This is a genomic window from Terrabacter tumescens (genome assembly GCF_014646815.1).
GTDB classification, from domain to species: Bacteria; Actinomycetota; Actinomycetes; order Actinomycetales; family Dermatophilaceae; genus Terrabacter; species Terrabacter tumescens.
Genome location: NZ_BMNZ01000006.1, coordinates 176,691 through 188,467 on the forward strand (window position 1 = coordinate 176,691; position 11,777 = coordinate 188,467).

Below are 11,777 nucleotides of genomic sequence, written 5' to 3' on the forward strand. Positions count from 1 at the left end.
CGGACCCGACGCAGCGTCTCGCGCCCGGTCAGGACGACGAGGGACGGACCCCGCGGTCGCTGCTCACGCTCGCGGCCGGGTGGAGGGACCGGGGCGGTCACAACGTCACCTTCGGCCGCAGCTGCGCCATGAGCTTGTCGCCGATGCCGCTGACCTCGCCGAGCTCGTCGACGGAGGTGAAGCGACCGTGCTCCGTGCGCCAGTCGATGATGCGCTGCGCCAGGACCGGTCCCACGCCCGGCAACGAGTCGAGCGCAGCCACGTCGGCCGAGTTGAGGCTGACAGGCGCTCCCGAGCCGCCCGACGACCCGGCCCCTCCCGTCCCCGCACCACCACCCGAGGCACCAGCCGCGCCACCGGACACGCCACCGGACGCGGCCACGGCCTCCCCGGGTCGGGGCACCCGGATCTGCTCACCGTCGACGACGAGTCTCGCCAGGTTGAGCGCCGCCAGGTCGGATCCTGAGCGGGTGCCCCCGGCCGCCGTGATCGCGTCGGCCACCCGGGCCCCCTGCCTCAGCCGGACCAGGCCGGGCCTGACCACCTGCCCGACGACGTGCACGACCAGCTCAGCGCCCACCGTCGGAGTCGGCTCACCGGCACCCGAGGAGCTCGTCGCGGCGGCCGTTCGGCTCGTCGCCGCCGCGGTCGCTGCCGCACCACCGACGACCTGCACCGACCGCGACGGCCCGGGGGCGACGTCGGGGACCGATGCCGAGCGTTCGGCCCAGAGCACGCGCAGCACGAAGGCGCAGCCGACCGCGACGACGAGGGCGAGCAGCGAGACCACTGCTGCGCTGCTGACCGAGCGCCGACCGGCGCGCAGCTCGTCGGGCATCGTCAGCACTCCCGGGCGGCGGGCGCGACGCAGGTCGGCGTCGAGCCGCGCCACCTCGTCGTCCTCCGTCGCCCGCTGCTGCAGGCGGCGCACTGCCGCGACCACCGAACCGGCCGCTTCGCCCGCACCCGACCCTGCACCCGAGCCCGAACTCGAGGCCGAGCCCGATCCCGATCCCGCTCCCGATCCCGATCCCGATCCCGATCCCGAACGCACGCTCGCGTCCTGGCCCGCGTCACGGTCGCCGTCCGAGTCCGCGTCCCCCGCCCCATCCACGGCCCACACCTCGGCGTCGTCGGCCACGGCCACGTTAAGGACGTCAGCCACGTCAGCGACGTCAGCCACGTCGGCTGTCGGCGCACGCGGCACCCAGCCGCCACGCTCGTGACCCACCAGTGGGAGGAGGACGTCACCGGCCGACTCATAGGCGCTGCGCCGGGCTACCCCGGCGCCTCGGGACCCGAGCACCCGGGCCACCCGCTCGAGGTCAGGTGGTCTCTGGGACGGTCGGAACGGCATACGACGACGCTAGGAACCCGGCCACCCACCCGCCCGCGCCCCAGCACCCGCTGGGGACAACCCGTCCCGCGTCCGAGGGGGTGTGGACGGCCACAGCCCGAGACGGCCCGCGCGTCGATTCACTCCCCCGCGCCCGCCTGGTCCAGACTGCTCCAATGGCTCGGCACATCATGACCCTCACCTGCGACGACCGACCCGGCATCGTGGCGGCCGTCTCCGCGGCGCTGCTCGCCGTCGACGCGAACATCGTCGAGAACCAGCAGTACTCCGACGAGGACACCGACCTCTTCTTCATGCGCACGGTTTTCGACGCCGAACCGCACGAGGTCGAGCAGGTGCTCGCGGCGATCCGCGACAGCTCTGCCATCGCGCACCACCACCTCTCCGCGCGGCCCGAGGACGAGCACTGCCGGACCGTCGTCCTCGTCAGCAAGTTCGACCACTGCCTGCTCGACCTGCTCTACCGCTGGAAGTCCGGCGACCTGCCCATCGACATCGTCGGCGTCGTCAGCAACCACGAGGACTGCCGCGGGCTCGTCGAGTACTACGGCCTGCCGTTCACCGTCATCCCCGTCACCAAGGACACCAAGGCCGAGGCCGAGGCCGAGCTGCTCCGTCTCGTCGAGGCCGAGGGCGTCGGGCTCGTGGTCCTCGCCCGCTACATGCAGATCCTCAGCGACGACCTGTGCCGTGCCCTCGAGGGGCGGGCCATCAACATCCACCACTCGTTCCTGCCGGGCTTCAAGGGCGCGAAGCCCTACCACCAGGCGCACGACCGAGGCGTGAAACTCATTGGCGCGTCAGCACATTACGTCACCGCCGACCTCGACGAGGGCCCGATCATCGAGCAGGACGTGGTCCGCGTCACGCACGCCGAGTCGCCAGACCGGCTCGTGGCGATCGGCCGCGACGTCGAGCGGCGAGTGCTCTCACGCGCCGTCCGCGACCACGCGGAGTCGCGCGTCTTCCTCTCCGGCCGACGCACCATCGTCTTCTGACGGGGATCGGTGGCGTGCTGCCGTGAGTGGGTCCAGCTTCGTCGTCGGCCAGCCGCACTTCGGGCGGTACACGCGGACCCCGGAGGAGAACGAGGGTGCCGTGGCCGACGCCCGCGCCGACCTCACGTCAGCGGTCGAGGCCTCGCCCGGTGACTCCGCGGGCGCCGCGGTGCTCGACGCCGCCGTCGACCTCGCCGAGGCACTCACGATCGCAGGACACGAGGACGAGGCGGTCGCGCTCGCCGGCCCGGCTGTCCAGGTCGCCCGGGAGACCGGGCGTGACGAGAGCCTCCGCTGGGCCCTGCTCGTGATGGCGACGGCCGAGCACTACGCCGACGCCATGCCCGCGGCCGAGACGCACTTCCGGGAAGCGCTGGACCTCGCCCGTGCGGCGGGAGACCGGGTCGTCGAGCACTACACGCTGCACCACCTGGGCCGGTTCCTCGTCGACGCGGGGCGGACCGATGAGGCGGTCACGTGCTTCGAGGCGTGTCTTGCCATCCGCGAGGAGCTCGGAGAGCCTCGCGCCGAGTCGACCCGCGCCGCCCTCGCCGCGTTGACCGACGCCTCCTGACCCCGAACCCCTTGCGTATGCCGTCAGCCCGAGTCCGCGGGCGTGGTCTGCTCCCGTCGTGGTGGGCACCACGACGGGAGCAGGAGTGACAGCTCAGCGCAGCGCGAACGCGTACAGCTTGTTGTTCGGCGTGCCGAAGCCGAAGTTGCTGTAGCCGGACCCCCAGTAGACGGTCCCGTCCGAGATCGCCGCACCAGAGAGGCACGAGCCGCCGCTCGCGAACGACCACAGCACCTGGCCGGTCGCGGCGTTCAACGCATACATCCAGCCGGCAGCGTCGAGCGAGCAGCCGAAGACGACGCCGTTCGCCGTGGTGGCCGGGCCCGACGTGGACCCGCCGTGCGGCGGTCGGGTCTGCCACAGGACCTGGCCCGTGGCGGCGTCGAGGGCCGACCACACGCCGTCCGTCGAGCCCTGGTACGGAACGAAGTTGCTGTTGGCATTCGCGGTGTAGACCCGCTTTCCGTCCACGGCCGACCCCCACTGGAGGCCACCGGCCGTGCCGCCGGGTCCTGCGGACGTCTTCCACACCACGGCGCCGGTGTCCGGGTCGAGCGCCCAGTAGTCGCCGCTCTTCTGTCCGGTGCCGAGCAGCTCACGCCCCTTGGCGGGTCCGGCTGCCACTTTGTAGAGGGCCGGCGCCTGACCGAAGTCGTAGTCGGGACCGGACGGCTGCGGGCAGTTGCTCGGGTCGCCGAAGATGCACGACACGGTCCAGGCGTCGAAGGGCAGCGCGCGCGTGGCCCACTTGACCGCGCCCGTGGCCAGGTCGAGGGCGACGATCGAGTCGAAGTGGTCGTCGGGCGGCAGGCACGCCGCCTGGGCCGCGGTGTCGGTCCCGGCTGCCGTGATGCACGCGAGCACAGTGTCCGGGACGTCGTAGTTGTTGCCCGTCGCGATGTAGAGCGAGCCGCGCTTGGCGTCGACGGCGGGCGAGCTTCCCCAGACCGCGGTCCCCGGGTAGTCCGGGCCTGGTGTCATGTAGGTCTTCCAGAGGATGTCACCCGTGGCGAGGTCGAGCGCCGCAATGCTTCCGCGGAAGCTGCAGCAGGTGTACGGCCCCGCGATCCCGGACGCGAGGAGCTCCTCCTGAGAGGCCACCCCGACGTAGACGACGCCGCGCCAGATCGTCGCCGACTGGGTGATGATCGCCGCCGGGTGGTCCTCGACCTGGGTCTTCCAGAGCAGCGCCCCGGTGGCCTTGTCGATCGCCATCACCTCGCCGCCGTGACCGAGCGGTCCCTGGTTGCCGACGACGATGGCCTTGTCACCCACCGCCGGCGTGGCACGGGCTTTGTCGCCCGGGATGCCCGAGTAGTCGGAGATCCGCGTCTTCCAGGCCACCTTGCCGCTCGCGCGGTTGACCGCGTAGAGGTTGCCGGCCCAGTCGGGCGCGTAGACCTGCTTGTCGTCCACGGAGGGCGTCGCGGAGACGTCACCCTCCGTCGCGACCGCCCACTTGGCTCCGAGGCGGCCGACGGTCGTGGGCGAGATCCTGGTCTCGTCCGCGGCGTACCTCGTGTTCTGCCGGTCCCCGCCGGCCGAGCTCCATCCTGTGCTGCTCGGAGCAGCGGCGGCCTGTCCCCCTATCAGCAGGGCTCCTGCGATCCCTGCTGTCACCCACAGCCGTGCATGACGCATCATCCTGGTCATCTGGACTCCTGTGCCTGACGACCCTCGGGGGCCGTCATGGTGACCCCCGAGTGGACGTCTTTCAACGTAGACCTGCGGGATCGGCTCGGTCCGGCGTTCCGGGCAGACTGCCCCAGAATCGTGGGACGCAGTGTGCGAAGTGGGGCGAGCCGCTCAGGCGACGTGTCGTTGACGCCACCAGCCGACGACGTTGTTCTTGTGGCGGGCCAGCACGAGCAGCCCGATCGCCATGAGCCACAAGCCGGTCCACACGTCGCCGGGTGCGTGACCGGTCCAGATCAGGACGGCCACGACGAGCATCGCGAGGGCCCCGAAGATCGACCCGGCCGCCACCCATCGGGTCAGCGCGACGGCGATGGCGAAGACCACGACGACGACCAGGGCGACCCACGGGTGCACCCCGAGGATCGCGCCGAGCGTCGTGGCCACGCCCTTGCCGCCGCGGCCCTTGAGGAAGGGTGACCAGATGTGCCCGAGCACGGCCGCGATGCCGACGGCGTATGCCGCGTGCGCACCGAAGAGGTGACCTGCGACGAACGTGGGGACGAGTCCCTTGAGGACGTCGAGCACCCCGACGACGACTCCCCACTTGCGTCCCAGCACCCGGCCGGCGTTGGTCGCGCCGGGGTTGCCTGACCCAGACGACGCGAGGTCCTTGCCGAGCAGCCGCGCGATCATCGTCGCGGGGTTGAGCGCGCCGACGAGGAAGGCCGCGAGCACCCCTGCGGCCCAAGCGAACACGTTGCCGACGGTCACGACCCGGAGGCCTCACTCTGCACGGGGGTCTCGGGCAGCGGCTCGCCCGGACGAGGCGAGACCGCGATGGCGACGGTGCCCGGCCCGACGTGGGCACCGACGACCGCGCCGAGCTCGACGACGACGACCTGCGGCGAGCCGGGGACCATCGTTCGCAGGTCGGCCGCGATCTGCTCGGCGCGGGCCGTCGCGTCGAGGTGGTGCACGGCGATGTTCACGACGTGGCCGCCCTTGTGCACCTGCTCCACGACCATGGCCTCGATGCGGGCCACGGCACGTGAGGAGGTGCGCACCTTCTCCACCGGCACGATGCGTCCGCCCCGGACCGCAAGGATCGGCTTGATCGCGAGAGCCGAACCGAGCAGGGCAGAGGCCGCCCCGATGCGACCACCGCGACGCAGGTGCTCGAGGGTGTCGACGTAGAACAGCACGCCCGACGGCTCGAGGCGTGCACGCACGGCGTCGAGCACCGTTGCGGCATCGGCTCCCTCGGCGGCCTCCTCGGCGGCTGTGACGACGGCGAACCCCATGGCCATGCCGATGGTCTCGCTGTCGACGACCTCGACGGGCACGGGCGCGTCGGCCGCCGCGAGCCGCGCCGCCTCGACGGTCCCCGACATCTGCGACGACAGGTGGATCGAGACGATCTCCGTCGCGCCCTCGTCGGCAAGACGCTGGTAGGTCTCGGCGAACACCTGCGGGGTTGGGCGCGAGGTCGTGACGATGGTGTACTCGCGCAGGGCGGCCGCGACCCTCGCGGCCGAGATGTCCCGGCCCTCGACGTGGTCGCGGCCCCCGACCACGACGTGGAGCGGGACGACCTCGATGCCGTGCCGCTCGACGACCTCGGTGGGCAGGTAGGCCGTCGAGTCGGTGACGATCCTCGTGGTCACGTCCCGCTCCTTCCGTCGCAGTGGGTGCGTCGCTCGTCCGCCGCCGTCAGACGGTCACATCGGCACGACGTTGACGAGCTTGGGCGCCCGCACGATGACCGTGCGGATGCCGCCCTCGGTCGCCGCCCTCACCTTGTCACGTCCGAGCGCCAGCTCGCGGAGGTTGTCCTCGGAGATGTCGGGGCTCACCTCGACCCGGTCGCGGACCTTGCCCTTGATCTGGATGACGCAGGTGACCTGCTCCTCCACGATCTTGGCGGGGTCGCTCACGGGGAACGCGGCATACGCCACCCCGTCGTCGTGACCGAGGCGCTGCCACATCTCCTCCGCGATGTGCGGGGCCATGGGCGCGAGCATGAGCACCATGGCCTCGACGACCTCGCGCGGCGGGGCGTCGAGCTTCGTCACGGCGTTGTTGAGCTCGATGAGCTTGGCGATGGCGGTGTTGAACCGCAGCCCCTCGAAGTCGTCACGAACCCCGGCGATGGTCTGGTGGAGCTGCGTCGTCAGCGCCTGGTCGAGGGCCGCGTCGACGACCCGCACCTGGCCGGTCGCCTCGTCGACGACGTTGCGCCACAGGCGCTGCAGGAAGCGCTGGCTGCCGACGACCGCGCGGATCTCCCACGGCTTGGACAGCTCCAGCGGCCCCATCGACATCTCGTAGACGCGGAAGGTGTCGGCGCCGTACGCGTCGTACATCTCGTCGGGGCTGACGGAGTTCTTCAGCGACTTGCCGATCTTGCCGTACTCGCGGTTCACCGGCTGCCCCTGCCACGTGAACGTCGGCTCGGCGCCGTGGCTGCCCGGGTGCTCCTCGACCTCGGACGCGGTGACGTACTGACCGCGGCTGTCGGTGTAGGCGTAGGCCTGGATGTAGCCCTGCGAGAAGTACTTCCGGAACGGCTCCTCGCTGCTCACGTGGCCCAGGTCGAAGAGGACCTTGTGCCAGAAGCGCGCGTAGAGCAGGTGCAGCACCGCATGCTCGACGCCGCCGACGTAGAGGTCGACGCCGCCCGGGTCACGCGTGCCGGCCGGCGCGCCCTCGACCGGGGTGTCGTGCCGCGCCAGCCAGTACGCCTCGTTGGCGGGGTCGACGAGGCTTTCGCGGTTCGCGGGGTCGAGGTAGCGCAGGTAGTACCAGCACGAGCCGGCCCAGTTGGGCATCGTGTTCGTCTCGCGACGGAACTTCCGCAGCCCTCTGCCGTCGCCGAGGTCCTTCTCGACCTCGACCCACTCGGGGACGCGGGAGAGCGGCGGCTCGGGGCTGCTCTGGGCGTCGTCCGGGTCGAACGTCTTGGGGCTGTAGTCCGGCACGTCGGGAAGGGTCAGCGGCAGCTCGTCGTCCGGGACGGCATACGCCACCCCGTCCTCGTCGAACATGATGGGGAACGGCTCGCCCCAGTAGCGCTGGCGGCTGAAGAGCCAGTCGCGGATGCGGTAGCTGATGGTGCCCTCGCCGGTGCCCTCGGCCTCGAGGAAGTCGATGATCTTCGCCTTGGCGTCCGCGACGTGCAGGCCGTCGAGGGAGATGCGGTCGTTGGCGGAGTTGATCGCGACGCCGTCGCCGAGGAACGGCTCGTCGTCGGGGTGGCCCTCGGCCGGCTGGACGGTGCGGACGATCGGGATGTCGAACTTCTCGGCGAACTCCCAGTCGCGCGTGTCCTGCCCGGGCACGGCCATGATCGCGCCGGTGCCGTAGCCCATCAGCACGTAGTCGGCGACGAAGACCGGGATGCGCTCTCCCGTCAGGGGATTCGTGGCCCACGAGCCGGTGAAGACACCGGTCTTGTCCTTGCCCTCGGTCTGGCGCTCGACGTCACCCTTGCGCGAGGCTGCGAGCTGGTATGCGGCGACGGCCTCCTTGGGGGTCGCGCTCGCCTCGGTGTCCGCCCCCTTCCAGGCGTCCTTGGTGCCGTCGGGCCAGTCACCTTGCGGCACCAGGGAGTCCACGAGCGGGTGCTCCGGCGCGATGACCATGAAGGTCGCACCGAAGATCGTGTCGGGGCGGGTCGTGAAGACGTCGATGCCGTCCTCCTCGCCCGTGCCGGTGACGACGGGGAACGTGACGCGTGCACCCTTGGACCGGCCGATCCAGTTGCGCTGCATGAGCTTGACCTTCTCGGGCCAGTCGACCCCGTCGAGGTCGTCGGCCAGCCGGTCGGCATACGCGGTGATCCGCATCTTCCACTGGCTGAGGTTGCGGCGGAAGACCGGGTAGTTGCCGCGCTCGGACCGCCCCTCGTTGGTGACCTCCTCGTTGGAGAGCACCGTGCCCAGACCGGGGCACCAGTTGACCGGCGCCTCGTCGGTGTAGGCCAGGCGGTGGCGCTCGAGGACCGCGGAGCGCTCGGTGGCCGGGAGGTCGGCCCAGCCCCGCCCGTCGGCCTCGACGACGGCGCGGCGGCCCGACTCGAACTCCTCGACCAGCTCGCTGATCGGACGCGCCTTGCCGCGGCCGCCGTCCTCGCGGACGGCGTCGGCGTCGTACCAGGCGTCCCAGATCTGCAGGAAGATCCACTGCGTCCAGCGGTAGTAGTGGTCGTCGATCGTCGCGAAGGTGCGGCGGTTGTCGAAGCCCAGCCCGAGGCGGCGCAGCTGGCGCTTCATGTTGGTCATGTTCTCCTCGGTGGTCTTCCGAGGGTGCTGTCCGGTCTGGACGGCGAACTGCTCCGCGGGCAGGCCGAAGGCGTCGTAGCCCAGGGCGTGCAGGACGTTCTTGCCGAGCATCCGGTGGAAGCGGCTGTAGACGTCGGTCGCGATGTAGCCGAGCGGGTGGCCGACGTGCAGGCCGACGCCGGAGGGGTAGGGGAACATGTCGAGGACGATGAGCTTCTCGCCGCGGGCGGCGACCTTCTCGGGCTCGGCCCACGGACCGGCGGGGTTGGGGGCGTTGAACGTGCCCTCCTCCTCCCAGCGGTCCTGCCAGGCGGTCTCGATCTGCTGCGCCATCGCGGCGGTGTAGCGGAACGGGGTCTCGTTGCTCTGCTCGCTCATGTCGTCTCTCTCGTCGCTGCTGGGCCCGGGCAAAAGAAAACCCCTCACACAGGAGGGGAAGCCGCGTTGATGTCGGGAGTCCCGACCTTCGTCAACGCGGCTGCGGAAGGAGCAGCAGGCCAGCCATGGCCCAAGGTTAGCGCAGCCCCTCCCACCGTCCCCGTCGACCGCCCTCCCCGCCATCGACACCCGAGCAAGCACGCCTCCCCAACTCGAGTGAGCGCCCCACCCCATCCTTCGAAGATCGAGTGAGCGCCCCGCCCCACCGTCGACAGTCGAGTGAGCGCCCCACCTCATGGATTCATGCTTCGCTGGATGGCCAGATCGATCGCGTGACGAGCAAAGAACTTGGTGCCGACCTCCGCGAGATCCAGCGCCTCAAGAGGAATGCGCAGGCTCGAGGCCACTTTCGCGACGAGCGCCCGCCTCGACGCGTCTCCGGTCACGTCGGCGCGCCAGATCTCGTGGACGATCCAGCCGTCGCGCTCGAAACCTCGTCGGCGCCACGCGTCGTGCGCTCGTTGTTCGGGACTGGCGTGGAACTCCTCGCCCTGGTACTCCCCGATGACTCTGATGGGCCGCTGGCCGGGCCGGTCGATGCGCCACACCAGGTCGCCGAAGCCGAGGAGGCGACCAGAACCGTCCGCCGCACGCACGGGTTCGTTCAGCAGAGGCTCCGGCAGGCCGACCCTCATGAACATGAGTCGGGCAACGGTCTCCATGGGCGACGCAGAACCGAGGCGAACCAGTCCGAGGGCCTCGGCAAGGGTCCTTTTCCCCCGAGGTCTTATCCGGCGGCCGAGCGCTTCATGCAGTGGCGCCACGGCCCCGAGTCGCGTCGCACACGCATCTCCGAGGATGACGAGATCATCGATCCCGATCCGTTTGCCTCGTCCGACGAGCTCGCCCAGGTCGACCCAGGTGTCCGCTGGACCGACGACCGGCAGGTTGTGGATGTCGACCAGTCCGCGCGGGTGGTGAAAGCGGTGTCCCACCACGCCCTCGATCCTCGTCTGGGCACAGGCAATCGGTCGGACTGCGTGCAGGCGAACGTCTTCGGTCACGGCATACGGCAGTGGAAGGCCCAGGAGCTGCGCTGCGGTGACATGAGAGAAGGCACTGAGTGGCGGCAGCACGGCGAACGCGGCGCGACAGCGATTTACCAGGGCCTCATCGACCCTGGGGTCCGGAAGCTGAAGTCTGAGCACTCGTTCACTCTGGCCGGCGGATGCCTCTCGGCGACCCGACGACGTGGCTCCTGTGGATGCTGACGATCGAGGTCGAACGGGTGTGGACAAGCGCTCACTCGACGGGGACGGGCTGGGGCGGGGCGCTCACTCGACGGGGACGGGCTGGGGCGGGGCGCTCACTCGACTGTCGTCTGTGGGGCGGGGCGCTCACTCGACTGTCAGCGGTAGAGGGCTACGAGGATGAGGACCTGGGCCACGTGGTAGGTCACGATGACGGTCAGGGGCGCCCAGCGACGCTCACGCACGAAGCGGTCGTGGCCCAGCACCGCGTCGGACGTCACGAAGACCGCGCACCCCGCCACGAGCAGCCAGTCCCCCTTCCACGCCGCGACGAGCACGAGCGCGGTGAGGACGAGCTGGTAGACGAAGACCGGCACCTTCTGCCCGCCGGAGTGGCGCACGATGTCGCGGCCGACCTTCGCGTGCAGCAGCACGAGCGCCGGGACGGCAGCCAGCAGCGGCCACGGGAAGCCCTCGGCCCCGGGCGTCTCGAGGATCGCCCAGATGTAGGCGACGTGGGCGAGCAGGAAGGCGCCGAGGCCGACGAGGAAGCGTGCCTCCGTCGCCCGCAGGAGCGCGACGTCGCCGACCAGGCAGAGCGCGAGCGCCACGACGACCGGCAGCAGGGGCGGTGAGCCCGGCACCCAGCCCTCCCAGTGCAGCGACCAGGCCAGGGCCATGAGCAGTAGCACGACGAGTGGCTTGGTGAGCCGTTCGACGACGACGTCGCCGCGCAGCACGGAGCGCCAGTTGAGCAGCGCCGTCACCCCGAGCGCGACGCTGATAACCCACAGATGGGTGGTCACGAGGCCAGATTTGCAGCCAGCACCCAGTTCGGCGGCACGGACACGCTGCACGAGCCCACCACCTGTCGAGACGAATCGGCGAACGTCCAGTTCTCTGCCAGACTCGTCCAATGCCCATGCGCAAGTTCCAGCACACGGTCACCGCCGACGACACGTCCGCCCAGCTCGGCAGCGGTGACCTCGACGTCCTCGCGACGCCGCGTCTGATCACGTGGTGCGAGAGCGCCGCCTTCCAGGTGTGCAAGCAGACCATCGACTCCGACCACACGACGGTCGGCACCACGGTGAAGATCGAGCACGTGAAGGGCAGCGCGGTCGGCTCCGAGATCACCGTCCTGTGCGCGGAGCCGATCAACGACGGTCGTCGCCTCGTGTGCCACGTGACGGTCAAGGACTCCGACGGCGAGGAGCTCGCCAAGGGCGAGATCCACCGGGCCGTCGTCGACCCGGACCGGTTCATGAGCAAGTGCCAGCGGGTGCTCTGACCCGCAGTCCT

10 protein-coding genes are annotated in these 11,777 nt (G+C 70.6%); 3 read left to right on the forward strand and 7 right to left on the reverse strand.

Features of this window, described 5'->3' with window-relative positions:
- Positions 1 to 97: 97 nt before the first annotated feature.
- Positions 98 to 1,165, reverse strand: coding sequence for a ComEA family DNA-binding protein (locus IEY30_RS16075; protein ID WP_229675040.1), 1,068 nt, complete (start codon positions 1,163 to 1,165; stop codon positions 98 to 100).
- Between the two features lie 347 nt (positions 1,166 to 1,512).
- On the opposite strand from IEY30_RS16075, the gene purU reads away from it, so the two are divergent.
- Entirely contained in the window at positions 1,513 to 2,355 is an 843-nt protein-coding gene (gene purU / locus IEY30_RS16080; RefSeq protein WP_030200203.1) for a formyltetrahydrofolate deformylase, read from the forward strand.
- Positions 2,356 to 2,377: 22 nt separating this feature from the next.
- Entirely contained in the window at positions 2,378 to 2,929 is a 552-nt protein-coding gene (locus IEY30_RS16085) for a tetratricopeptide repeat protein (protein WP_030200205.1), read from the forward strand.
- A 93-nt stretch (positions 2,930 to 3,022) separates the two neighbouring features.
- On the opposite strand, the gene IEY30_RS16090 is transcribed toward IEY30_RS16085, so the two are convergent.
- The 6 genes from IEY30_RS16090 to IEY30_RS16115 form a co-directional block, all read right to left on the reverse strand.
- Positions 3,023 to 4,582: an outer membrane protein assembly factor BamB family protein gene (locus IEY30_RS16090; protein WP_030200207.1), complete on the reverse strand. Its 1,560-nt coding sequence runs from the start codon at positions 4,580 to 4,582 to the stop codon at positions 3,023 to 3,025.
- Between the two features lie 153 nt (positions 4,583 to 4,735).
- Positions 4,736 to 5,338 (reverse strand): glycerol-3-phosphate 1-O-acyltransferase PlsY, encoded by a 603-nt coding sequence (plsY, locus tag IEY30_RS16095; RefSeq protein WP_030200209.1) that lies wholly within the window; start codon positions 5,336 to 5,338, stop codon positions 4,736 to 4,738.
- Entirely contained in the window at positions 5,335 to 6,231 is an 897-nt protein-coding gene (gene fakB, locus IEY30_RS16100) for a DegV family protein (protein ID WP_030200212.1), read from the reverse strand. The genes plsY and fakB overlap by 4 nt, the downstream gene beginning before the upstream one ends.
- 54 nt (positions 6,232 to 6,285) lie before the next feature.
- Positions 6,286 to 9,225 carry a leucine--tRNA ligase gene (leuS, locus tag IEY30_RS16105; RefSeq protein ID WP_030200214.1) on the reverse strand — a complete coding sequence of 980 codons (2,940 nt, stop codon included), beginning with the start codon at positions 9,223 to 9,225 and terminating at the stop codon, positions 6,286 to 6,288.
- 293 nt (positions 9,226 to 9,518) lie between these two features.
- On the reverse strand, positions 9,519 to 10,289 hold the full coding sequence (locus tag IEY30_RS16110; RefSeq protein WP_030200215.1) for a putative endonuclease domain-containing protein: 771 nt from the start codon (positions 10,287 to 10,289) through the stop codon (positions 9,519 to 9,521).
- A gap of 344 nt (positions 10,290 to 10,633) precedes the next feature.
- The gene (locus tag IEY30_RS16115; RefSeq protein ID WP_156035378.1) at positions 10,634 to 11,281 is read right to left on the reverse strand and encodes a lysoplasmalogenase; all 648 of its coding nucleotides are present in this window, start codon (positions 11,279 to 11,281) and stop codon (positions 10,634 to 10,636) included.
- A gap of 110 nt (positions 11,282 to 11,391) precedes the next feature.
- Here IEY30_RS16115 and IEY30_RS16120 point away from each other — a divergent pair, with 110 nt between their 5' ends.
- Positions 11,392 to 11,766 (forward strand): thioesterase family protein, encoded by a 375-nt coding sequence (locus tag IEY30_RS16120; RefSeq protein ID WP_030200219.1) that lies wholly within the window; start codon positions 11,392 to 11,394, stop codon positions 11,764 to 11,766.
- Positions 11,767 to 11,777 lie beyond the last annotated feature (11 nt).